The sequence below is a fragment of the Thermoplasmatales archaeon genome (genome assembly GCA_014361195.1).
Taxonomy (GTDB): domain Archaea; phylum Thermoplasmatota; class E2; order UBA202; family JdFR-43; genus JACIWB01.
The window spans coordinates 1-22,268 of record JACIWA010000008.1; the positions used below are offsets into that span (position 1 = coordinate 1).

Here is a 22,268-nt window from a genome sequence, read left to right on the forward strand (position 1 = left end):
TAAGGTGCTGGAGCGGGCTCTATCTTTCCACTTATTTTTATTTTTTCAACATTTTTTTCCATTACTTCTATTTCCTTTATTTCTGTTCCAAATGGAAATATGTATGTTTCATATTTATATGGCAGGATAGGATAACCTTCTCTGTAAATAAAATTTGTATAGCCATAGAAAATATTTTCATTGCTTTCATAATTTATTGCGGAGTAAAAGGGCATCTGAAATAAGAAAACAATTAGAGCAAAGATTAATTTCTTCATGCTTTGAATAAATTATTGCTTTAAAAAACTATTCCGATAATTTTTTAATGTACTGCCCGCAATTACTCCCTATCTCTATTTCTTCTTTTGCCCCTATACTTATTATTACATCAAATCCTTCCTCCATCAATTCATCAACAATGCCCGGTTTTTCTCTTTTTTCATAAGAAATTAATGTATGAAAACCATGCTTTATTGCATTTTCTGTTGGATTAAGGGGAGTAATTTTTATTAAAAATTTATCAGGATCAAAATATCTGGATATAATTTTTGTATTCACTGGAAATTCTTTTGCGAGTGCAAAATTTAGATTTATTTTTCTATCACCCTTCCTGAAATAAAATTCTCCAAATTCAGAAATTTCTTCAAAACTCATTTTTGGAATTGGCATAATTTCATCCCTTATTTTTTCATCAGTGGTATTTATTGAAAATTGCATCTGGAATTTTCCATTTTTATATAATTCATTTTTTATTTCTGCAATTTTATAAAGTATATCCTTGCTAAATTTTGGTGCAACAGTCGCAATGCAGGGCATCAGAGAATCATCTTTTATCTCTTCTCTTAGTAAAGTTAGTGCATCCAATATATTTGGATTTAAAAGTGGTTCTCCCATCCTAGCAAAATGAACCTTCAATTTCTCTGTTTTTAAACCATTTCTTGAATTTATAACAAATCTTATTTGAGAAAGAATTTCGCCAGCGGTAAGATTTCCCATGAATTTCCCACCCGCATCACAAATCTTGCAATTTACAGGGCATCCAAATTGTGTTGAAACTATTATACACCATTTTTTCTCCCTTGCCAATCCTGGCTCAACAGAATCAACAAACTCCACAAAATGATCCTCCCTAAGCATTGCGGTGTATATGAGAGCGTGCTCTTCCCTGCCGTGTTTTGATATTATCTTCATTTTTCACCTCTTAAATATTTAATGGCGCCCTCCGCCGCCATAATTCCAGTTGCAAATGCAATTGATATATATCTTTTTTCTGGCATTGCAAAGTCACCCGCAATGAATAATCCAGGATAAATTTCAATTAATTTTTTCCTTAATTTTGATTTTATATTCTCCGGAAATATTGCATTATTTCTTTTCTTTCCGTAGCATATTAAAACCTTATCCACTTCAATTTTCTTTTTGGAAGAAAGTCTGATTATAATTTTATTTTTACTTTCGCTTATTCCTAAAACATCTTTATTTAAAATTTTTACATTTTCCATTTCTTTCACTTTTTCAACAAGAGCTTTAATTGCCTTTATTTTTCTTCCTATCAGATATATTTTTGAAGCGGATGAAAATCTCAGGGAAGCATCAAAAGCGGTATCACCTAACCCAAGAATTGCAATAACTTTATTTCTCCAGCTTTTCAAATCTCTCGCCCTTGTATAAATATTTTTTATTCTTTTATTTTTCCATTTTTCCCTATTAACCAGCCCTATTGCAACAATTAAACTCCTGGCTCTGTAATTCCCTTTCTTACAAACTAAATCAAAAAATTTTCCTCTGAATTTAATTTTCAAAACTTCATCAAAAATAACTTTTACTCCAATGCTAAACAAATGCTCTTCCAATTTTTTTGCAAGAGTTAGGCCTTTTATTCCAGCTGGAAATCCAGGATAATTTTCTATTATGTTTGCATCATGCAATGATCCACCTATCCTTTCCTTCTCAATTAAAACGATATTAAAACCACTTCTCTGCAAATGAATGCCCGCCATACATCCCGCGGGCCCGCCCCCGATAATTATGCAATCAAAAACATTTTTCATTTTTTAATACCTCTTCAGTTGCTACTATTTTTGCAAATCCATGCGATAGATTTAGCAATGTCGCAAAATGATATTCTTCCTTATATGTGCAGGTTGCATCACAGATGAGATAAACATCATAGTTATAACAAAATGCATCTCTTGCGGTGCTCTCACAACATAGATTTGTTAAAAGACCTGAGATATAAACCCTCCTTACATTCATTTTTTCCAATATTTCATTTAAATTTGTATTGAAAAAAGCGGAATATCTGTTCTTCTCAATCATAATTCCCTTTTTTATCCTTGGATCTATTTCTGCAAACTCTCTGTCTATTCTCTTACCCCACCATTTAAGCATGCAATTATTTTCTTCAATTGAATCAATATGCCTTGTTTTGATTACATTTTCAAATAAATTTGATAGCGCTATTACATTTTCAAAGATTTCCTCACTGGCGGGAACATATGCGTGCGATTTTTTATCTAGAAAATAATTCTGCATATCTATTATAAGGAGAGCGGATTTTTCAATATCAAAATTTATATTTTTCCTCCCCCTGCTATCCTTTAATTTTTCAAGCCATTTCCCTTTATTTTCCATATATTTTTCCTTCATGGATATGCCCTTCCTAAAAGGCGTGGGAAAGGTGTTGCATCTCTTATATGCTCCAGCTTTGCAATCCAGCAGACAAGCCTCTCCATACCTAAGCCAAAACCTGAGTGAGGAACTGAGCCATATCTCCTCAAATCAAAATACCACTCATAATTCTCAATTTTAGCTCCATCCTTCTTAAGCCTTTCAATCATGCTCTCTATATTTTCCTCTCTTTCTGATCCCCCTATAATTTCTCCATAACCCTCTGGAGCAAGCATATCCGCGCATTCAACAGTTTTTTTATCTGGAGATATTTTCATATAAAATGCCTTTGCCTCAACTGGAAAATTTTTTATGAAGATTGGTTTTTCTTCACCTTCAACAATCGCTCTTTCATGCACCGCACCAAAGTCATCTCCCCATTTTATATCAAAACCCTTATCCTGCAAAATTCTGATTGCCTCTTCATATTTTATTCTCCTGAAAGGTGGCTCAACTTTCTTCAAATCTTCCGCATTTCTTCCAAGAAAATCAAGCTCATTTTTGCATTCCTTAGCAACTCTCTGGCAGACATAGCTTATTAAATCTTCTTGCAATCTCATATTTTCCTCATTATTCACCCACGCCTCCTCCGCCTCCAGGTGCCAGAATTCTATTAAATGCTTCCTTGTTTTGGATTTCTCCGCCCTGAAGGAAGGGGTTAAGCTCCATACTCTTTCGAGAGAGAAAATCAGTGCCTCGAGATACATCTGCGCGGTTTGACTTAAATAAGCTGGCTCACCAAAATAATCAATGGAAAAAACTGTTGCACCTCCCTCTGCGGCATTCAATGTTATTACGCTCGGGGTTACTTCATAAAAATCATTTTCATCAAACCATTGGCGAATGAATTTAAGAATTTTTGCCTTCAACTTCATAACTTCTGTTAGCTTTCTTGACCTTATCCATAAATGCCTTTTATCCATCAAAAATTCAACACTCTGATATTCAGTTATAGGAAATTCTTCCGCAAAGCCCTTTATTCTAACTTTTTTTGCATGAATTTCTTTTCCCCCAGGCGCACGCTCATCTAAATGAATGACTCCTTCTACTTCAATTGATGATTCAATCAATGCCTTCTCTGCTTTCTTAAAATCTTCTTCTCCTATTTTTTCTTTCTCAATAATTACTTGCATAATGCCAGTTGTATCTCTTATAATTAGGAATATAATTTTTCCGCTGCTTCTTTTACGATATATCCATCCCCTTAAGCTCGCTTCTTCTCCCTCATTTTTTTCAAGAGCATCTTTTATTTTATCAAACTTCATTGCTTTAATACAGTTTAGAATAAAAAATTTTTTTGGTAAAAAAGATATAATCTATTTCTATTAATTTTATGCATTTAAGGATAGCAACAAAGCAAATGGAAGAAAGGATAAAAAGGATAGCAAAGGAAATAAAAGAAAATCCTGCAAAATTGATTCCAGAATGCGGGGGAAAATGCTCAAAATGCTATTTCAGGAAAATAAAAGATAAAATAGAAAAAATTGATGATGAAAAATTTTTAAAGAAAATGTGCAAAAAGAAGGGATTTATTTCAGCAATTGCCCTAACAATAATGCTGAATGAGCAAAAAATACCTTATGTTGCATTTATAAAGGCGGGAAATGAAAATATATATTATGCGAAAAGGGGGAAAGTTAAAGATGAATTGCTTGCGGGCCTGCAGAACTGGGATAAACCAAATGTAAGATTGCTTGCTTATGAAGAAATTGCAAAAAAGAATAAAATATATCTATTCTCTTTGCCAGATAGATTAATTTGCTCAAAGGAAATGCCAGATGAATTTTTTGATTTCATTTCAAAAAAATTTGGTTGCGATAGAGGTATTTTAATAAAATGGAAAGAAAAGATTATGAAAGTTTGTAATGATTTTAATTCTTTAAAGAAGATTAGCGAGTATTTTTATTATCCCCCCTTTGAAAATGAAATAGAAATAGAGCTGGAAAATGATTTTATAAATTGTAAAAATGAATGCAAAGAATGCTACATGAAAGATGAGCTTAAAATCGATGATAGAAAATACAGGGAAGGAGAGATAAGTGATAAGGAATTTATAGATATTTCAAAAAGAGAGATTTTATCAAGAATTGAGGACAAGAAAGTTTTTGTTATAGGAGATGAATGCTATGGAGACAATGCTCAGGCTTTCATTGAAAAAATTGACCCAAAAGAATGGGAAAAGAGTGAAATAGAAAGAATTCTAAAAGAGGAAAAGAGAGGAATAATTCTTTCCTCACCCTCATCAGCAAAATTGCTGGAAAAATATGGTATCTCAACAAAAGATTTAAAGGAGAAATATGAAAGAAAGGAGAAAGAGAAGATAATTAAAGGTTTGCCAGAAATTGAGGCGAAGGAAATAGCAAATTTTATAGATAACATTGCAAGAGCATATAAATTGTATGGAAAGGAGGGCTTGCTGAGAGAGATAAAGGCGAGAAAAATGAATGTTAAAGAAAAAGCTATATCTTACGCATTTATTTTTTCTCTTGATATAAAAAGTGAAGAGTGGAAATACAGCAGAATGGAAAAGGATTTTGGAATTCATCTTTCCTCATATGCTAAAAGATTGATTGATGCGGAAGGAGAAAATTATAAAAAAATTCTAGAAGAATTTGTAAGAGAGGTAGGCTAATGGCATTTGAATTATCCTGCGGGGGAATAATATTCAAAGAGAGGAAATTTTTATTGATGAAATATGGATGGGGGCACTGGGGCTTTGTAAAGGGGAAAATTGAGAAAGGAGAAAAAATTGAGGAGACATTTTTCAGGGAGGCGGAGGAGGAGGCGGGCCTGAAAAGGGAGAATTTAAGGATAATAGAAGGATTTAAGGAGAAGATAAGTTATTTTTACAAAAAGGAAGGAGAGACAATTTATAAGGAAGTAATTTATTTGCTGGCGGAAAGCAATACTTTTGATGTCAAGCTTTCTTATGAGCATACTGATTTTGGTTGGCTTGAATATGATGAAGCTATTAATAGAATAACTTATGAAAATGATAAAAAAGTTCTGAGGAAAGCTTATGATTTTCTTTGCCAAAATTTAAATAGTGATTGAGATATGAATATATATGAAAATCAAAAACATAGGAATAAAGGCTATAGAAGCAAGAAGATTTATTAAGGATTTCTCTCATCCAGTTAATGTGAGAATAGATCACAACAGCAATATAACACTATTTTCTGTTATACAGAAAAATGAGGCATATATTGAATTTGAATATATTGCAAGCTATGGAGGAATGGGTGTAATAAGATTTGAAGGAGAACTTTCATATGAAGGAGAGGATGCTGAAGAAATAGCGGATAATTGGAGAAATAAGAAAAATATGCCAGATGAAGTAGCTTCTCAGATTCATACCGCAATAATGCATTATTGTCTCCCTGAGGCGGTTGCAATAGCACGTGAGCTAAGGTTACCACCCCCTATACCATTGCCACAGATAAGGTTTGATAGTAAAGGGAAAAGAGGTAGCGGACCAAGCGGACCAGAAGTAGCATAAAAAAATATTTTAATCATTCTTTTATTTCCTCTGAACATGAATTACCCAAAAATGGAAGAAGAAATACTTAAATACTGGAATGAGCATGAGATATTTAAAAAAAGCATTGAAAAAAGAAAAGGGGAAAAGAAATTTGTTTTCCTTGAAGGCCCCCCAACCGCAAATGGCATGCCCCATCCCGGACATGTTTTAACAAGAACAGTTAAAGATGTGGTTTTGAGGTATAAAACAATGAAAGGATATTATGTTGCAAGAAAAGCGGGATGGGATACACACGGCTTGCCTGTAGAAATTGAAGTTGAAAAAATTTTAGGGCTAAAAAACAAACAGGAAATAGAGGAATTTGGAATTGAGAAATTTAATCAGGAATGCAAAAAAAATGTTTTTAAATATGAAGAAGCATGGAAAGAAATGACGAAAAGGGTTGGATTTTGGATAGATATGGAAAATCCTTATATTACTCTTGATAATCTTTATATAGAATCTGTCTGGTGGTCGCTTAAAGAAGCATGGAAAAGAGGATTGCTTTATCGTGGTTATAGGGTTACACCTTATTGCCCTAGATGTGGAACAACTCTATCATCACATGAAGTTGCCCAAGGATATAAAGAAGTGGAAGATGACTCTATTTTTGTAAAATTTAAAATAAAGGGAAAGGATGAGTTTTTGCTCGCATGGACAACAACACCTTGGACCTTAATTTCAAATGTTGCTCTTGCAGTTCATCCAGATGAGCTATATGTAAAAATAGAATATAATGGAGAGAAAATTATATTGGCGGAAGCAAGGGCAAAATCTATTTTAAAAGAGTATAGGGTTTTAGATGTATTTAAGGGAATGGAACTAAAAGGAATAGAATATGAACCACTCTATAAATTTGTTGAGCCAGATAAAAAATGCTGGTATGTTGTTACCGCTGTTTTTGTTACAATGGATGAAGGAACAGGTATAGTGCATATTGCTCCCGCATTTGGAGAAGAAGACTATGAGGTTGGAATTAAATATGATTTGCCAGTGGTTCAACTTGTTGATAATGAAGGAAAATTTAAAAAAGAGGCGGGGTGGCTTTCTGGAAAATTTGTTAAAGATGCGGATAAGGAAATTATAGAGAATTTGAAGGAGAGGGGATTGCTGGAAGGTGAGCAAAAATATAGGCATCAATATCCATTTTGCTGGAGATGCGATTCACCCCTAATATATTATGCAATTGAATCATGGTTTATAGGAATGTCAAAGCTAAGGGACAATCTTTTGAAGAATAATGAAGAAATAAAATGGTATCCAGAGAATTTGAAATATGGAAGATTTTTAGACTTTATAAAAGATGTAAGGGATTGGGCTCTATCAAGGAAAAGATACTGGGGCACTCCTTTGCCTATATGGGTGTGTGAGAAATGTAAAAAGGAGATTTGTATAGGTAGCATTAAAGAATTGAAGGATTTAGCTGGGAAAATACCTTACGATTTACACCGTCCTTTTATAGATGAAATAAAAATAAAATGTGAATGTGGAGGAGAAATGAAGAGAGTTGAGGAAGTGATAGATGCATGGTATGATTCTGGATGTGCATTTTTTGCTCAATGGCATTATCCATTTGAAAATGAGGAAGAATTCATGAATAATTTTCCAGCAGATTTTATCTGTGAGGCAATTGACCAAACAAGAGGATGGTTCTATTCCTTGCTTGCGGTTTCAACTCTTTTATTTGATAAAACATGCTATAAAAATGTCCTAACTCTTGGCTTAATATTGGATGAAAAAGGACAAAAAATGTCAAAAAAAGCAAGGAATTATATTGAGCCGAGCGAAATTTTCTCGAAATATGGGGCGGATGCGCTGAGATGGTATCTCCTATCATCATCTCCCCCCTGGCAACCGAAAAGAATTTATGAAAAGGCGATAAAAGATGCCCTCAGCCAATTCCTGCTTACTCTGTGGAATGTCTATTCTTTCTATAAAACATACTCAAACCTGGATAAATTTGATTATGAAAGAGATTTTGTTAAGGAAAGAAAGCTGATTGATAGATGGATTCTTTCAAGATTGCAAAAAGTTATAATGGAAGTAGATAAAAGAATGGAGGAGTTTGAGATACACAAGGCATGCAGGGCTATAGAGGATTTTGTTGTTGATGAGCTCAGCAACTGGTATATAAGGCTTTGCAGAAAGAGATTCTGGACGGAAGAGCAGAATTTTGATAAATTATCTGGCTATTCAACTTTATATGAAATTCTTTCAACACTGGCTAGAATAATCGCTCCATTTGTACCATTTATAGGAGAAAAAATATATTTGGAAATGAAAGGGGAGAGTGTGCATTTATGTGATTTTCCTGTAGTGGAGGAAAGCCTGATAGATGAAAAACTCGAGGAAAAAATGAGATTGGCAAGAGAAATAACTGAAATTATCAGAGGACTAAGGGCGAAAAAGAATATAAAAGTGAGATATCCGCTTAAGGAAGCAATTATAAGCATGGAGGAGGGGGGTGAATTAGAGGAGGTAATAAATTTGATAAAAGAAGAGACAAATGTTAAGAATATAATTTTTGTTGAGAATATTGAGGAATATATGGAAAAGAAGGTTAAGGCAAATCTTGCATCTCTTGGTAAAAAATATAAAAAAGATGCGGGCAATATAGCAAATTTGATAGAGAATTGCTCGGTTGAAAAGCTAAAAGAAGGAAAAATAATTTGCAACGGAAAGGAATATGAAATAAGCGAAGAAGATTATAGAATTGAGATAAAGGAAAAGGAAGGATATATTTTTGGTGAAAAAGATGGTATAAAGGTTTTGCTCAATATAACTAAGAGTGAGGAGCTTATTGTGGAGGGATTTGCAAGAGAAATAGTGAGGAGGATCCAGCAAATGAGGAAGGAAATGAATTTAGAAATGGAGGAAAAGATAATTGTTGAAATAAATATAAGCAGGGATAGAATAGATGGATGGGAAGATTATGTAAAGAATGAAACAAGAAGCAAAGAAATAAAATATTGCTTGCCCCAGGATGGTTATATTAAAGAATGGGATATAGATGATGAAAGAATAATTATAGGAATAAAGAAAATATAAGGGTTAGAGATTACTTTTGTGATCGGGGAAAAATCAATTGCAAGAAAATCCGCATTAATTGTATTGATGCAACTTACAAATGCATTTCTTGGCTATGTTGCTCTTAAATTCATTGCGGTATATATGCAACCATGGGAATATGGAATTATTGGTTTTGCCTATGGTTTTATTTCAATTTTCTCTATTTTTGGAGATTTGGGATTTAATTCCGCTCATATAAAAAGAATTTCTGAAGGAAAAGATATAGAGAAATGCATTTCTACTTTTGCATTGACAAAAATATTTCTCTCTTTTTCAATGGTTTTCCTTGTTTTTTTAACAATTGAATTATGGAAGATAAATGGAAGGGGATTTGAAAGTGATCTGCATGAAAAAGCCCTGTATATCATTCTCTGTTCCTTCATTTTGAGTGTTTTAGCTCAAATATTTACAGTAACATTTAATGCAAAAAAAGAAATTGCAAAAAACCAAATCCCCAATTTTGCCTCAACTCTCTCAAGATGCATAGCAACAATATTTGTTGCTTATTACGGGCTGGGTGTAATGCTTCTTTCATATACCTATCTTATTGGCTCAATATTTGAATTTTTAACCGCAATATCTCTTTTTAATTATAAATTTGGAAAATGGTCTCGGGAATATTTTAAATATTATTATTCATTTGCAATTCCTGTTGCCATAGGAAGCGCATCCTCGCTTATAATAATGAATTTTGACAGGGTTGCAATTCAAATTTTTTATGGAGCGGAAGAAGTCGGGCAATATTTTGCGGTTTCAAATCTATCCCGCTTTCTTGTGCTTTTCATTTCAGCGGTCACAAGCTTACTGTTTCCGATTACATCAGAGCTTTATTCAAAAAATAATTTGGAGGAAATGAAGAGAGTCACAAAAATTTCTGAAAGATATCTGAGCATGATTGTTTTTCCAATAGTGGTTACGATGATTGCTCTGTCTCAGGCAGTAATTCATATCCTGATAAGTGATCAATATATGCCCGCAATAATGGTTCTGCAGATTTTCCCGATTTTTTTAATATTGGAAGCATTGAGCATGCCTTATTCAACAATGTTATCTGGAATGAATATGCCAAAATATGAGAGAAATAGGTTGGCAATAATAGCATTTTTAAATGTTTTATTGAATATCATATTGCTCCCGAGGATCGGGCTGGCAGGCGGAGCGGTTGCAATAGTTTTTTCCTATCTGGCGGGCTTGATTTATATAAGGTTTATCGCATTTAGAGTCGCAAAAACTGGAGGAAGCTATAGGATAGCTTTACATGCCATTTCTTCGCTTATATCATATTTTTTGCTTACCTATGTTTTGAGATTTTTTACAGTAGCGAGATGGTACCATCTTTTGGCATTTTCTTTTCTTGGCTTTATAATTTACTTTTTTGTTCTCTTCATTCTGAGAGAATTTAAGAAAGAGGATTTTGTTTTCTTTGCGGATGCTTTAAATCCTATGAAAATGATTGGATATGTTAAAGATGAGATAAAGAATAAATAAATTTTTATATTTTGGGTATATAATCGCAATGAAGAAGATAACAGTTATCATACCAACAATGAACTGTGAAAAAGATCTAGAGGAATGCATGCTCGCTTTAAAAAATCAAAAATTTAAAAATTTCGATGTTCTTGTTGTAGATGGTCATTCAAAAGATAATACCGTTGCTATTGCTAAAAAATATGGAGCAAAGGTTATTTTTGACGATGGAAAAACAAGGGCTAGTGCTTGCAATAAAGCTCTGGAAAATGTATCAACTCCATATATAGCATTTACAGATGCAGATTGCCTGCCACCGGAGGATTGGCTTGAAAAAATAATTGAGGATTTTGAAAAATATGATGTTGCAAGCATTGGAGGAGCAAATTTTAGTCCAGAAAGTGATAATGATTTTGCAAAATGTGTTGATATTGTTTATTCTTCAAGGTTTGTTACAGGTAGCGCAAGATATGGAAAGGTTTATAATGAGATTACTGAAGTAGAGCATAATCCAGGATGCAATTCTGCATATAGTATAAAATTTATTAAAGGAATAAGATTTGATGAAAGTCTGCCAACTGCTGAGGATGTTGTTTTTGATTATGAAATAAGGAAAAAAGGGGGAAAAATTCTTTTTGATCCAGAATTGGGAATGCCTCATAAGAGGAGAAATAGTTTGAAGGGCTTATGGAAGCAAATATATAGATATGGCTTAGGAAGAGCAATTGCAAATAAAAAATATAAAGAGCTGAAAAGCATATTCCATATTTTACCTTCTCTTGCAATATTATTCTTTCCAATTTTTTTAATTTTCTCAATAATTTTTTGGATTTTATTTTCTCCTATATTTATATATTTACTTCTTGCCTTCATTTTATCCTACTTCCTTCTTTGCGTTTATGGCTCTGCAACTTCCCATTCAAAATATAAAAATGCAAGGAGAATAATAAAATCAGCATTTTTAATTCCAGTTGCACATATTGCCTGGGGCCTAGGATATTTAAAGGGGATGAGATGATGAGAGTTGGATTACTCACTTTTCAAAGTTCAAAATATATAAAATATGTTGGTGTTGAAAGATATGAAAATTCGCTCATTTCTGGATTAAAAAATTATGATATAGATATTGAGAAAGTTGCAATTAATAAAAAGGAAATAGGTATTCATCCTATTCCAAATAGAGTATGGGTTTTGGTATTGCAATATTTCAGCAAAAAGCCAGATGGATATGATTTATTTCATGCATCTTCTCAATTTACAGCAACAAAATATGCAGATGTTGTAACTGCTCATGATGTTATTGGGTTGAAAGATATTCCAGAAATAAAGGAAACCATTAGTGTTTTTGAAAAAGGTCTATGGCTTTCCTGCTTGCCTTTAATAAGAAGAGCAAAAAGAATTATAGCAATAAGTGAAACAACAAAAAATGATTTGATTAATATCGCAAAAATAAGGGAAAATAAAATAAGAGTTATATATCGTGATGTTGATGAAAAATTCTATCCAGTTAAGGATAAGGATTTTAAAGAAAAGCTCTCAAATTCTCTTCTCTTTGTAGGGGAATTAAGAATTTATAAAAATGCTCAACTTGTTTTGAGGGCAATGAAAATTTTAAAAGAAAAGTACGAAGAGGAATATAAATTCATTATAATAGGAAAAGAAAGTAAAGCGAGCTTGAAATGGTGGAATAAATATAGCGAATTTATTTCAAAAAATAATTTGAATGTTGAATGGCTTAAAGAAATTGATGATGAATTATTAAGAAAATATTACAGCAATGTTGAGATATTTGTATGGCCTTCTTTATATGAGGGATTAGGGTTACCTCCTCTTGAAGCAATGGCTTGCGGAACAAATGTTGTTTGTTTAGATAATGAAATAAATAGAGAAATTTTGCAGGATAAAGCGTTTTATTCTTTTAACAATTCAGAGGATTTTGCAAAAGCAATAAGAAAAGCAATTGAAAATAAAAAACCAGAGAAAGAATTGATAAGTTATGCTAAAAAATTCAATTGGGAAAAATCAGCAAAAGAAACAAAAGAAGTTTATGAGGAAATATTATGAAAATTGAAAAAATAGGATACATGCTTTATAAAGTAAATGATGCTTTTGTTTATGATAAGGGAAATGGTTTAGCCTGCACTTGTAAGGAATATATTCTTAAAAAAAGTTGTAAGCATATAGATGCGGTAAATAAATTAATAAAATAATTATTCTAATTTTCTCTCAACGAGCATACATATCAAATGAAGAATTGTAATATGAGTTTCTTGAATTATTGGAGTTAATTCAGAATTTACAAATATTGTTTTATTTGCATATCCCTTCAATTTTCCACCACTTTTTCCAGTTAAAGCAATGGTATATGCTCCTCTCTTATTTGCTTCAATAACGGCATTTACCACATTTTCTGATGAGCCAGAGGTGCTTATGCCGATGACAACATCTCCCTTGTCTGCTAATGCTTGAATCTGGCGGGAGAATACTTCTTCAAAGCCATAATCATTTCCTATTGCAGTGAGAATGGAAGTGTTAGTAGTTAGGGCTATTGCTTTGTATGGCTTTCTTGAAATGAGGAATTTGCCAACTAGCTCTGCTACAAAATGCTGGGCATCTGCTGCTGAACCACCATTTCCAAAAGCTATTACTTTTTTGCCATTCTTTAAGGCAGAGACAATAATATTTGCTATTTCTTCTATTTCTTGAGGATTTATGCTTTGACGGGCTTTGACACCTTCGTTAATGTATGAGGAGATGTTCATATGCTCCATACCTCGAGACCATTTTTAACAAATTCAACATTCCTTATTTCGTATCCAGCGAGAGATTTTATTAAATCATGCTTATGCTCTGCATCAGTAAAAAGTAAGGCATATCCTCCTCCTCCCGCTCCAAGCAATTTATATCCTAATGCACCATTTTTTTCACAATGCTCAAAGAATGCATCTATTTGAGGATTTGTTATTCCCTCACTCAACTTTTTTTTATGTCCCCATTCTTCTTTAAGCAAGTGGCCAAAATCATCAAAATTACCTTTATAAATTCTATTTTTTATCTCTATCGCCAATTTTTTTATTGCTTCATAATGCTCCAAAACTTCGGGCTCATTCAATGTTTTCTGCATTTGTTTATGAATTATTCCAGAAAAGCGAGGGGCATGAAGATTTACAAGCAATAAGCGGAATTGCAATTCATTTATTACATCCTGCTTTATTTTCATTCTATTTACTATTATATCATCTTTTTTAAATTCTATGAAATTGAATCCACCGAATGTGCTTGCGTATTGATCTTGAAATCCGCCAGCTATTGCCAAATCCTCTCTTTCTATTTTACATGCAAGATTTGCAATTTCATATTCATTCAAATTCAAATTCAGCCATTTATTGAATACCCCTACCAATGAAACCATCATGGCGGAAGAAGAGCCAAGGCCAGAGCCATATTCAGTATCAATGTGAGAAATTAAATAGAAGCCATTCTCTGGTTTAAAATGCTTTATTATTGCATCAAAAAATTGAGAAGCTTTTCCTCTAACATTCCCGTTTTTCAAATCAATGCTATAATCAATATTAAAAGCGGGCTCTTTGATAAAAACTATTTTATCATTTCTTGGTGTTAGGCTACTATAAGCATATATTCCAATTGTTGCGGAGATAACTACTCCTCCATATTTCTCAAAATATGCTTTTATATCTGTCCCTCCTCCGGCAAATGAAATTCGCATTGGAGAGCGAGAGCGAATTGTCTGCATCACCAATAAAAATAAAGGTATGATAAATTTTTTTCGATAATTTAAAATATTCTTGGAATTATCAAATCAATGTCTCCCGCTCTCTTTATTGATCGTGATGGCACGATAAATGCAAATGAACCAGAATATCCTCACAAGCCCGAGCACCTCAAAATATATGAAGATGCAGTAGAACTGATGAGAGAATATCAGCAAAAAGGCTATCTCCTCATCATTATCACAAATCAGAGTGGCATAGGAAGAGGCTACTTCACAGAGCAACAGATGCATCATTTCAATTCCCTCCTAAGACAAGAATTAGAAAAGCGAGGAGTAAGAATAGACGCCATCTACTTCTGCCCCCACAAGCCAGAGGACAACTGCAATTGCAGGAAGCCAAAAACAGGCTTAATAGAGCAAGCCCTCAAGGACTTCAACATTGACTTAAAAAACTCCATAGTAGTAGGCGATAGAGATGATATAGATGGAGAAATGGCAAGAAGATTAGGGATAAAATATATTTTGTTTAGGAGGTAAAATTTGGTAAAAATGCTAAAATACCTTTTAGAATTTACTTATTTTGATGAGGATAATTCATTTCAATGTAAAAAATGAAAATTATGATGAGTTACTAAATATTGTAGTTCCAACAAAGTCAGTGGAGGGAAACCTTCTTTTTAAAAATTTAATGAAGAGCATACATGAAAATGCAGAAGATTTAGAGATGGATGTGATTGTTTCTGCGGTTGAGTCAAGTGGTCCAGAATTTAGTTTTGCAAAGTCGGTAAATAAAGGAGCTGAAAGTCTGCCAACTGCTGAGGATGTTGTTTTTGATTATGAAATAAGGAAAAAAGGGGGAAAAATTCTTTTTGATCCAGAATTGGGAATGCCTCATAAGAGGAGAAATAGTTTGAAGGGCTTATGGAAGCAAATATATAGATATGGCTTAGGAAGAGCAATTGCAAATAAAAAATATAAAGAGCTGAAAAGCATATTCCATATTTTACCTTCTCTTGCAATATTATTCTTTCCAATTTTTTTAATTTTCTCAATAATTTTTTGGATTTTATTTTCTCCTATATTTATATATTTACTTCTTGCCTTCATTTTATCCTACTTCCTTCTTTGCGTTTATGGCTCTGCAACTTCCCATTCAAAATATAAAAATGCAAGGAGAATAATAAAATCAGCATTTTTAATTCCAGTTGCACATATTGCCTGGGGCCTAGGATATTTAAAGGGGATGAGATGATGAGAGTTGGATTACTCACTTTTCAAAGTTCAAAATATATAAAATATGTTGGTGTTGAAAGATATGAAAATTCGCTCATTTCTGGATTAAAAAATTATGATATAGATATTGAGAAAGTTGCAATTAATAAAAAGGAAATAGGTATTCATCCTATTCCAAATAGAGTATGGGTTTTGGTATTGCAATATTTCAGCAAAAAGCCAGATGGATATGATTTATTTCATGCATCTTCTCAATTTACAGCAACAAAATATGCAGATGTTGTAACTGCTCATGATGTTATTGGGTTGAAAGATATTCCAGAAATAAAGGAAACCATTAGTGTTTTTGAAAAAGGTCTATGGCTTTCCTGCTTGCCTTTAATAAGAAGAGCAAAAAGAATTATAGCAATAAGTGAAACAACAAAAAATGATTTGATTAATATCGCAAAAATAAGGGAAAATAAAATAAGAGTTATATATCGTGATGTTGATGAAAAATTCTATCCAGTTAAGGATAAGGATTTTAAAGAAAAGCTCTCAAATTCTCTTCTCTTTGTAGGGGAATTAAGAATTTATAAAAATGCTCAACTTGTTTTGAGGGCAATGAAAATTTTAAAAGAAAAGTACGAAGAGGAATATAAATTCATTATAATAGGAAAAGAAAGTAAAGCGAGCTTGAAATGGTGGAATAAATATAGCGAATTTATTTCAAAAAATAATTTGAATGTTGAATGGCTTAAAGAAATTGATGATGAATTATTAAGAAAATATTACAGCAATGTTGAGATATTTGTATGGCCTTCTTTATATGAGGGATTAGGGTTACCTCCTCTTGAAGCAATGGCTTGCGGAACAAATGTTGTTTGTTTAGATAATGAAATAAATAGAGAAATTTTGCAGGATAAAGCGTTTTATTCTTTTAACAATTCAGAGGATTTTGCAAAAGCAATAAGAAAAGCAATTGAAAATAAAAAACCAGAGAAAGAATTGATAAGTTATGCTAAAAAATTCAATTGGGAAAAATCAGCAAAAGAAGCAAAAGAGGTTTATGAAGAGGTTGCTTAACTACTATAATGAAGCATAGATCCAACCAACATACATTTTTGGATTGGTGGAAGAAGGATTATAAGAGAATTTTGGGAGAGTATATTCAACTTTAAATCCCTCTTTTTTTAACTTTTCAACCAAATTTTTATAACCATAATGATAGTCTATCATTATTTGGTTAAAATGTTTCAATACATCGCAATTCAAAATAGAGGAATACTCACAACCTTCACAATCCATTTTTAAAACAGCAGAATTTATATTAAAACGATTTATAACTTCTTCTAATGTAGTAATCTTGACTTCTTTTCCTTCTTTAAATTCTTTTAAATCCTCTCCTCCTTTGCTCTCAAAATCTGGAGGAATTTTGATATATTTTTCTTTTTTTCCTATTCCTTCATTCAGCAAAGTAATCTTATTCTGCAATTTGTTTAATTCTATGTTTTTTCTGGCAAACTGATAAGAATAAGGATATGGTTCAAATGCGTAAATATGTTTAGCACCCTTTAAAGCAAAATAGATAGCACTATCTCCAATGTTAGCGCCTATATCAATAACTATTTTATCTTTAACATCAAGCCGTGAAAGGTGATCCTCAACAAATTGTTCAAAGATCAAATATAATGTGTCAAAAGTTTCTAAAAATATTAACTTATTTCCATTCCATTCAAAAGAAATCTTTTCTTCCTCAAAATTTAATTTAATTCCGTAGGATTTAATTTTTTCTTTTAAGACAGCTTTTGATATATTATTCCAAGAATTTTGATGGTCTCCAAAGGAATTGATTTCAAATTTTTCTCCATTTCTAAAATTTACAACTATATTTTTTTTCAGCTTAAATTTAAATAGAATAACATCGTACCAATTTTTTACAATGTTATAACCATGTAAGAAAGTTGTCAAAAGAGTTCTCAGGTAGGAGTAAACGATATGAATAAAATCCAATTTACCAATATTTTTATTTGGGTCAAATTCCAATTCCATGAAAGAAAATTTATTTCACTTTTAAAATTTTTCTAAAAGCTAAATTTTTTAATTCCTTCGCCTTTTTAATTGTGCTTTATATTGTGATTGTAACTCCTTTATGCAACTATAATTGCAGATATTGTGGTGGTAGCCTACATGGAATGCCAGAATTTTTGCAATATAGAGAGAAAATCTTCTCTTCCTGAAGCCATGAAAAACAAAAAGTTATGAAACTTGGAAAAAGATTCCCTAATTAGCGGATAAGAGGGTTAGAGGGTTAAAAAAATCTAAATTTTTACTCTATAACAGGCTGTTGGGGTTGTAAAATCTATTTTTTTATTATCAAAGAAGCATTCTTCAATAATTTTCAGCAAAGCACATTTCACAAATTTTGCATTTTTCTTAAATTTCATATCTTTCCTTTTTGTGGATATTGAACAAAAATATAAATTAAAATTTATTTTATCCAGAGAGTGTTAATTCTTCTCAAACACGACTGAGGGAAGAGAGCATTGCCTTTATATTAATTTTTTACCTAATTCTCCTCTTGCAGCAGGGTCTCTAGCTATGATTCTCAATAGAAGAGCCAATCTAAGAGCTTTCTCCTCTGGAAAAATAGAAAGAAGAGATAGCAAATTTTTACCCCATTCTCTTATTCTCTCTCTTGTCTTTAAGCTTCTTTCAGGAGTAATAGTGAATTCATTTTTTGAGTTATAATGCAAGGTTTCTGCTATTATACCTCTAAAAATCTTTGCTTTTATTTTATATCTCTTTAAATCATACCAAAAACACCAACCTTCATTACCCACCAAACCATCTTCTGTTTCAAAACATCTAAACTTAATTTTTTCCATTATCCATCTCTTTATTAAAATTCCGCCAAAAGCACCATGAAGTAAGCCAACACCTTGTCTCGCTTCATATAAATGCACCACAATATCATATCCTTCATCAACTTTTTCTACCATTTTATCAATTATTTTTGGGTTATATACCATATCTCCATCTATAAAAACCAAGTAATCGCTTTCATGAGACAAAAAATATTCTCTTATAGAATTTCTTGCAGCAACAATTGTCCATATTCTATCTTTTGCATTCTCGGGTTTTTCTATGGAAAAAAATATTGCATCCCCGTTCATTTTCGCTTTCTTAATTTTATCATTTAGTGTCCACATAAAATCAATTTCTTCAGTCGCAAATATCGTCTTTACTTCGCCACTTTTTGTGCTTTCTTGGATCTCTTTCTGATTTTTTATAAACTCATCTATAATATAAGCTGTTTTTGAATTTATAGGAACCCCAACAATAATCTTCATTAAACGAGATAAATTTTTCTCTATATATAAGTAACGGAAGACAAATTCATTGATAACAAATTTTTGGAATTAAAAATTAAGCCATGAAGTATCCCCATAAGAATAGTATTTATTTTCATAATCTAAAAATATTATTTGGATAGTTTTAAAAAATATGATTACTTTTATGTTATGAAAAACATTAAATCAATAGTGGATAAAATACTCAAAATAGGGGGAATAAGGTAAAATTTATTTCAATTTATGGCTCAATGGCGAAGGGAAAAAAATACACCTTTATCGGATATCGATATTTCAGTTTATTATGATGATATAAGAGAGGAAAGGTTTAAATTTAGAATAGAAGTGCTGGGAAATATTAGCGAAAATGTTGATATCCAAATTTTTCAAGATTTACCTATCTATATAAAAAAGGAAGTAATCAGCAAGGGGAATATATTATATTAAAAGGATTTCAATGAAACTTTCTCAATTTTTCTAAGAACTTTGAAGGAATTTGAATGTTTTAAACCTCGCCTGAAAATATTTTATGAAAGTATAGAGGTATGAAATGAAGGAAGAAAGGAAAAGAATTCTGAATAAGTTAAATGAGATGATAAATTATATAGAGGAACTTAAATTAATGCTCCCATCAAAAGAGGGATACATGAATGATTTAATTAAAAGAAGGGCATGTGAAAAAACAATAGAGATTGCAATTGAAGCAATGATAGATGTTGGGGCATTGATCGTTTCAGCAGAAAAGCTTGGATTTCTACTGAAGAAGAAAACATTTTTGATTTACTATATAAAAACAAAATTTTGGATAAAAACATGTGTGAAAAAGCAAAGAAAATGAGGGGTTTTAGAAATGTTTTAATTCATAGATATACCAAAAGTTGATGATGAAATTGTCTATGAAAATTTAAAAAATAGCTGAGATGACTTTTATTATTTTGAAGATAAAATAAAAAATATTTAAAAACAAGAATAAAAATTAAAAAGCAAGGATAAAAATTTTTTAACTCCCTTAGCTTTTCTATTTGTGCTTTATATTGTGATTGTAACTCCTTTATGCAACTATAATTGCAGATATTGTGGTGGTAGCCTACATGGAATGCCAGATGAAATAAGCTATAGCAATGAAGAAATCCTAGAGCTTATATCTAAAGATAAGGAGGCAATAGTTGCTTTTTATGGAGGTGAACCACTGCTTAAATCAGAGAAAATCAAGGAGTTTCTCGATATTCTGCCCGCAAAAAGATTTGTTCTGCAGACAAATGGCCTGCTAATTGAGAAATTAGGTATCTATATCCATAAATTTGATTCAATTCTGCTTTCAATAGATGGAAGAAAAGAGGTAACGGATTTTTATCGCTTTGAAGCCTGCTATGAAAAAGTTATGAAAGCTTTATCTTTTTTAAAAAAATCTGAATATAAAGGAGAGATAATTGCAAGAATGGCTGTATCATATAAAACAGATATATATGAAGATGTAATTCATTTACTAAATTTTTTTCCTCTCGTCCATTGGCAACTTGATGTAATATGGAGCAATTTATGGGAGCTAAATGAATTTAAAAAATGGAGCATATCATATAAAAAAGGAATTAAAAAATTGCTCAATTTCTGGCTAAATGAAATAGATAAAGGAAAATTGCCTGGCATAATTCCATTTCTCGGCATCGCAACCAGAATTTTAAATAATGGCATCTGCCCGCCATGCGGAGCGGGCAAAGAAGCAATAACTATAACAACAGATGGAAAAATTCTTGCATGCCCTATTGCTCCTGAATTTGACTGGAATATTTTAGGAGACTTCAGAAAATTTAAAAAAGTTGAGATAGGTGAGCCCTGCAAGAGTTGTAAATATTACAGAATTTGTGGAGGGAGATGTTTATTTTTTTATAAGGAAAGGCTTTGGGGCAATGATGGCTTCAATGAAGTATGCAATTTAACAAAATTTTTGATAGATCAAATTTATGAAAATATTGAAAGAATTCCGGAAATAAGATATCCTGAGTACAATAATACTACAGAGATAATTCCTTAAATTGAGAAAATGATAATCTTGACCTTGCTTGAATTTTCATTTTTATAAAAATCATATGCTTTTGCCTCTATTTCATGGAAAAACAGCATCTTTTCCATTGAAAAATTGTAGGGTGAGGTATAATCAACATTTTTCATTTCTCCATCTATATAAAATTCAACTCTTTCTATCCCGCTTTCATTATCAAATGCAATTGCTTCAACTGTTATCCTTCCTATTATAATTGAGTGATTTATTTTCAGGGGTATAATTTCTCTATTATTTATATATAGCAATCCCGCCTTTGGCTTCTCTATGGTTATGCTTGGCTTGATGTAATCTTCTTTAAGTTTTGCAAGCTCAACTAATGTTGCAACAATTAACCTTGCCACACGGGTTGCATAATTCAAATCCATCTTGTCTATTGTATCCTGGGGGCTATGATAATAATCATTAAATTCATATTCAAAGAAAAATGTAGCATTGTATCCATATCTTATAAAGGAATGATGATCACTATATGGCTGGCTTTTCTCCCTTTCTATTTCCAATCCAATATCATATTTCATGCTCACATTTATTGATATATTCGTGATCCACATTGAGGAGCTTGTCTCTTGTATAATTACCTTTTTTCTCCCTTCCTCGCTTCTTGCATATCCTATCATATCCGCATTTAAAACTCCAATTATGCTTTCATTTTTCTCCCTGGCATTTTTAGCATATTCATGAGAGCCAAGCAGACCCTCTTCCTCTCCAGAAAAAGCAACAAATCTTATAGTATGTTCAAAACTATATTTACTTAAAACCCTAATTGCACACATCACAGCTGCAACCCCTCCCGCATTGTCGTCCGCGCCCGGTGAGTTTGGCACGGTGTCATAGTGGGCACAGACTATGAAAATTTGTTCATCGCCCTTGATTTCGCCTTCAATATTATAATCTTTATAGCTTGAATACTCCCATTCAATTTTGCTAGCAGAAGAATATTTTTGAAATTCATTTAGGATATAATTTCCCGCATCAAAACAAGCTTTTGTGCCAGTTACTCTCGGCCCGAAATTCTGCAAAGCAAGGATATACTCACCCATCATTTCCTCTGTTATTTCTTCAATTATGCCATCCCGGGCTTCTGTTATTATATCATGTGCTTCTGATATTGAAAAATTTGGAAATATGAAAAGGAAAATTACTGCAAAAGCTATTAATCTCTTCATGAGTAGAAATTATTTTATGTATTTAAATTCTCTCCTC

General features: G+C 32.0%; 24 protein-coding genes. 14 read left to right on the top strand and 10 right to left on the bottom strand.

Going from position 1 to position 22,268, the window contains the following annotated elements; translation table 11 throughout:
* The 5 genes from H5T44_05265 to asnS all read right to left on the bottom strand — a co-directional run.
* Nucleotides 1-257 (bottom strand): hypothetical protein (locus H5T44_05265; protein MBC7081632.1); only part of this gene is annotated, 257 nt, incomplete at its 3' end.
* Nucleotides 258-285: 28 nt separating this feature from the next.
* Nucleotides 286-1,170: a radical SAM protein gene (locus tag H5T44_05270; protein MBC7081633.1), complete on the bottom strand. Its 885-nt coding sequence runs from the start codon at nucleotides 1,168-1,170 to the stop codon at nucleotides 286-288.
* On the bottom strand, nucleotides 1,167-2,030 hold the full coding sequence (locus H5T44_05275) for an NAD(P)/FAD-dependent oxidoreductase (GenBank protein ID MBC7081634.1): 864 nt from the start codon (nucleotides 2,028-2,030) through the stop codon (nucleotides 1,167-1,169). Before H5T44_05275 ends, H5T44_05270 begins: the two co-directional genes overlap by 4 nt.
* On the bottom strand, nucleotides 2,014-2,628 hold the full coding sequence (locus tag H5T44_05280) for an isochorismatase family protein (GenBank protein MBC7081635.1): 615 nt from the start codon (nucleotides 2,626-2,628) through the stop codon (nucleotides 2,014-2,016). The genes H5T44_05275 and H5T44_05280 overlap by 17 nt, the downstream gene beginning before the upstream one ends.
* A complete protein-coding gene (asnS, locus tag H5T44_05285; protein ID MBC7081636.1) occupies nucleotides 2,625-3,914 on the bottom strand; it encodes an asparagine--tRNA ligase in 1,290 nt (429 codons plus the stop codon). Before asnS ends, H5T44_05280 begins: the two co-directional genes overlap by 4 nt.
* A 68-nt stretch (nucleotides 3,915-3,982) precedes the next feature.
* Here asnS and H5T44_05290 point away from each other — a divergent pair, with 68 nt between their 5' ends.
* From H5T44_05290 to H5T44_05325, 8 genes are read left to right on the top strand one after another with little or no spacing between them, the layout of a single operon-like run.
* Nucleotides 3,983-5,281 carry a hypothetical protein gene (locus tag H5T44_05290; GenBank protein MBC7081637.1) on the top strand — a complete coding sequence of 433 codons (1,299 nt, stop codon included), beginning with the start codon at nucleotides 3,983-3,985 and terminating at the stop codon, nucleotides 5,279-5,281.
* Complete coding sequence (locus H5T44_05295) at nucleotides 5,281-5,703, top strand: NUDIX domain-containing protein (GenBank protein ID MBC7081638.1); 423 nt, start codon at nucleotides 5,281-5,283, stop codon at nucleotides 5,701-5,703. The genes H5T44_05290 and H5T44_05295 overlap by 1 nt, the downstream gene beginning before the upstream one ends.
* A 13-nt stretch (nucleotides 5,704-5,716) precedes the next feature.
* Nucleotides 5,717-6,148 (top strand): hypothetical protein, encoded by a 432-nt coding sequence (locus H5T44_05300; GenBank protein MBC7081639.1) that lies wholly within the window; start codon nucleotides 5,717-5,719, stop codon nucleotides 6,146-6,148.
* A 36-nt stretch (nucleotides 6,149-6,184) separates the two neighbouring features.
* On the top strand, nucleotides 6,185-9,217 hold the full coding sequence (locus H5T44_05305; protein ID MBC7081640.1) for an isoleucine--tRNA ligase: 3,033 nt from the start codon (nucleotides 6,185-6,187) through the stop codon (nucleotides 9,215-9,217).
* A gap of 18 nt (nucleotides 9,218-9,235) precedes the next feature.
* Nucleotides 9,236-10,726, top strand: coding sequence for a flippase (locus tag H5T44_05310; protein MBC7081641.1), 1,491 nt, complete (start codon nucleotides 9,236-9,238; stop codon nucleotides 10,724-10,726).
* Between the two features lie 28 nt (nucleotides 10,727-10,754).
* On the top strand, nucleotides 10,755-11,723 hold the full coding sequence (locus tag H5T44_05315; GenBank protein ID MBC7081642.1) for a glycosyltransferase: 969 nt from the start codon (nucleotides 10,755-10,757) through the stop codon (nucleotides 11,721-11,723).
* The gene (locus H5T44_05320; protein MBC7081643.1) at nucleotides 11,720-12,769 is read left to right on the top strand and encodes a glycosyltransferase family 4 protein; all 1,050 of its coding nucleotides are present in this window, start codon (nucleotides 11,720-11,722) and stop codon (nucleotides 12,767-12,769) included. Before H5T44_05315 ends, H5T44_05320 begins: the two co-directional genes overlap by 4 nt.
* Entirely contained in the window at nucleotides 12,766-12,915 is a 150-nt protein-coding gene (locus H5T44_05325) for a hypothetical protein (GenBank protein MBC7081644.1), read from the top strand. Before H5T44_05320 ends, H5T44_05325 begins: the two co-directional genes overlap by 4 nt.
* Here the strand turns inward: H5T44_05325 and H5T44_05330 are convergent, their stop codons facing one another.
* Nucleotides 12,916-13,467, bottom strand: coding sequence for a D-sedoheptulose 7-phosphate isomerase (locus tag H5T44_05330; GenBank protein ID MBC7081645.1), 552 nt, complete (start codon nucleotides 13,465-13,467; stop codon nucleotides 12,916-12,918).
* The gene (locus tag H5T44_05335) at nucleotides 13,464-14,459 is read right to left on the bottom strand and encodes a GHMP kinase (GenBank protein MBC7081646.1); all 996 of its coding nucleotides are present in this window, start codon (nucleotides 14,457-14,459) and stop codon (nucleotides 13,464-13,466) included. The genes H5T44_05330 and H5T44_05335 overlap by 4 nt, the downstream gene beginning before the upstream one ends.
* Before the next feature lie 69 nt (nucleotides 14,460-14,528).
* Here H5T44_05335 and H5T44_05340 point away from each other — a divergent pair, with 69 nt between their 5' ends.
* The 3 genes from H5T44_05340 to H5T44_05350 are packed head-to-tail and all read left to right on the top strand — an operon-like array spanning nucleotide 14,529 to nucleotide 16,736.
* Nucleotides 14,529-14,975 carry an HAD family hydrolase gene (locus H5T44_05340; protein MBC7081647.1) on the top strand — a complete coding sequence of 149 codons (447 nt, stop codon included), beginning with the start codon at nucleotides 14,529-14,531 and terminating at the stop codon, nucleotides 14,973-14,975.
* Nucleotides 14,976-15,021: 46 nt separating this feature from the next.
* Nucleotides 15,022-15,690 (top strand): hypothetical protein, encoded by a 669-nt coding sequence (locus tag H5T44_05345; GenBank protein ID MBC7081648.1) that lies wholly within the window; start codon nucleotides 15,022-15,024, stop codon nucleotides 15,688-15,690.
* Nucleotides 15,687-16,736: a glycosyltransferase family 4 protein gene (locus H5T44_05350; protein MBC7081649.1), complete on the top strand. Its 1,050-nt coding sequence runs from the start codon at nucleotides 15,687-15,689 to the stop codon at nucleotides 16,734-16,736. The genes H5T44_05345 and H5T44_05350 overlap by 4 nt, the downstream gene beginning before the upstream one ends.
* 3 nt (nucleotides 16,737-16,739) lie before the next feature.
* On the opposite strand, the gene H5T44_05355 is transcribed toward H5T44_05350, so the two are convergent.
* Entirely contained in the window at nucleotides 16,740-17,702 is a 963-nt protein-coding gene (locus tag H5T44_05355; GenBank protein MBC7081650.1) for an FkbM family methyltransferase, read from the bottom strand.
* Nucleotides 17,703-18,202: 500 nt separating this feature from the next.
* The gene (locus tag H5T44_05360) at nucleotides 18,203-19,003 is read right to left on the bottom strand and encodes a hypothetical protein (protein MBC7081651.1); all 801 of its coding nucleotides are present in this window, start codon (nucleotides 19,001-19,003) and stop codon (nucleotides 18,203-18,205) included.
* Nucleotides 19,004-19,246: 243 nt separating this feature from the next.
* On the opposite strand from H5T44_05360, the gene H5T44_05365 reads away from it, so the two are divergent.
* From H5T44_05365 to H5T44_05375, 3 genes are all read left to right on the top strand, one after another.
* Nucleotides 19,247-19,450 (top strand): nucleotidyltransferase domain-containing protein, encoded by a 204-nt coding sequence (locus H5T44_05365; GenBank protein ID MBC7081652.1) that lies wholly within the window; start codon nucleotides 19,247-19,249, stop codon nucleotides 19,448-19,450.
* A gap of 103 nt (nucleotides 19,451-19,553) precedes the next feature.
* A complete protein-coding gene (locus H5T44_05370; protein ID MBC7081653.1) occupies nucleotides 19,554-19,841 on the top strand; it encodes a DUF86 domain-containing protein in 288 nt (95 codons plus the stop codon).
* Between the two features lie 186 nt (nucleotides 19,842-20,027).
* A complete protein-coding gene (locus tag H5T44_05375; protein MBC7081654.1) occupies nucleotides 20,028-21,035 on the top strand; it encodes a TIGR04084 family radical SAM/SPASM domain-containing protein in 1,008 nt (335 codons plus the stop codon).
* On the opposite strand, the gene H5T44_05380 is transcribed toward H5T44_05375, so the two are convergent.
* The gene (locus tag H5T44_05380; GenBank protein MBC7081655.1) at nucleotides 21,032-22,231 is read right to left on the bottom strand and encodes a Zn-dependent exopeptidase M28; all 1,200 of its coding nucleotides are present in this window, start codon (nucleotides 22,229-22,231) and stop codon (nucleotides 21,032-21,034) included. The two genes, H5T44_05375 and H5T44_05380, sit on opposite strands and share 4 nt — an antisense overlap.
* Nucleotides 22,232-22,268 lie beyond the last annotated feature (37 nt).

Excerpts from the sequence above, each read along its gene's own strand:
- H5T44_05350 (MBC7081649.1), top strand. The coding sequence starts at position 15,687 with ATGATGAGAGTTGGATTACTCACTTTTCAAAGTTCAAAATATATAAAA.
- H5T44_05360 (MBC7081651.1), bottom strand. The coding sequence starts at position 19,003 with ATGAAGATTATTGTTGGGGTTCCTATAAATTCAAAAACAGCTTATATT.
- H5T44_05320 (MBC7081643.1), top strand. The coding sequence starts at position 11,720 with ATGATGAGAGTTGGATTACTCACTTTTCAAAGTTCAAAATATATAAAA.
- H5T44_05370 (MBC7081653.1), top strand. The coding sequence starts at position 19,554 with ATGAAGGAAGAAAGGAAAAGAATTCTGAATAAGTTAAATGAGATGATA.
- H5T44_05345 (MBC7081648.1), top strand. The coding sequence starts at position 15,022 with ATGAGGATAATTCATTTCAATGTAAAAAATGAAAATTATGATGAGTTA.
- H5T44_05270 (MBC7081633.1), bottom strand. The coding sequence starts at position 1,170 with ATGAAGATAATATCAAAACACGGCAGGGAAGAGCACGCTCTCATATAC.
- H5T44_05315 (MBC7081642.1), top strand. The coding sequence starts at position 10,755 with ATGAAGAAGATAACAGTTATCATACCAACAATGAACTGTGAAAAAGAT.
- H5T44_05380 (MBC7081655.1), bottom strand. The coding sequence starts at position 22,231 with ATGAAGAGATTAATAGCTTTTGCAGTAATTTTCCTTTTCATATTTCCA.
- H5T44_05295 (MBC7081638.1), top strand. The coding sequence starts at position 5,281 with ATGGCATTTGAATTATCCTGCGGGGGAATAATATTCAAAGAGAGGAAA.
- H5T44_05300 (MBC7081639.1), top strand. The coding sequence starts at position 5,717 with ATGAAAATCAAAAACATAGGAATAAAGGCTATAGAAGCAAGAAGATTT.
- H5T44_05365 (MBC7081652.1), top strand. The coding sequence starts at position 19,247 with ATGGCTCAATGGCGAAGGGAAAAAAATACACCTTTATCGGATATCGAT.
- H5T44_05290 (MBC7081637.1), top strand. The coding sequence starts at position 3,983 with ATGCATTTAAGGATAGCAACAAAGCAAATGGAAGAAAGGATAAAAAGG.
- H5T44_05275 (MBC7081634.1), bottom strand. The coding sequence starts at position 2,030 with ATGAAAAATGTTTTTGATTGCATAATTATCGGGGGCGGGCCCGCGGGA.
- asnS (MBC7081636.1), bottom strand. The coding sequence starts at position 3,914 with ATGAAGTTTGATAAAATAAAAGATGCTCTTGAAAAAAATGAGGGAGAA.
- H5T44_05335 (MBC7081646.1), bottom strand. The coding sequence starts at position 14,459 with ATGCAGACAATTCGCTCTCGCTCTCCAATGCGAATTTCATTTGCCGGA.
- H5T44_05330 (MBC7081645.1), bottom strand. The coding sequence starts at position 13,467 with ATGAACATCTCCTCATACATTAACGAAGGTGTCAAAGCCCGTCAAAGC.
- H5T44_05305 (MBC7081640.1), top strand. The coding sequence starts at position 6,185 with ATGAATTACCCAAAAATGGAAGAAGAAATACTTAAATACTGGAATGAG.
- H5T44_05340 (MBC7081647.1), top strand. The coding sequence starts at position 14,529 with ATGTCTCCCGCTCTCTTTATTGATCGTGATGGCACGATAAATGCAAAT.
- H5T44_05355 (MBC7081650.1), bottom strand. The coding sequence starts at position 17,702 with ATGGAATTGGAATTTGACCCAAATAAAAATATTGGTAAATTGGATTTT.
- H5T44_05280 (MBC7081635.1), bottom strand. The coding sequence starts at position 2,628 with ATGAAGGAAAAATATATGGAAAATAAAGGGAAATGGCTTGAAAAATTA.
- H5T44_05325 (MBC7081644.1), top strand. The coding sequence starts at position 12,766 with ATGAAAATTGAAAAAATAGGATACATGCTTTATAAAGTAAATGATGCT.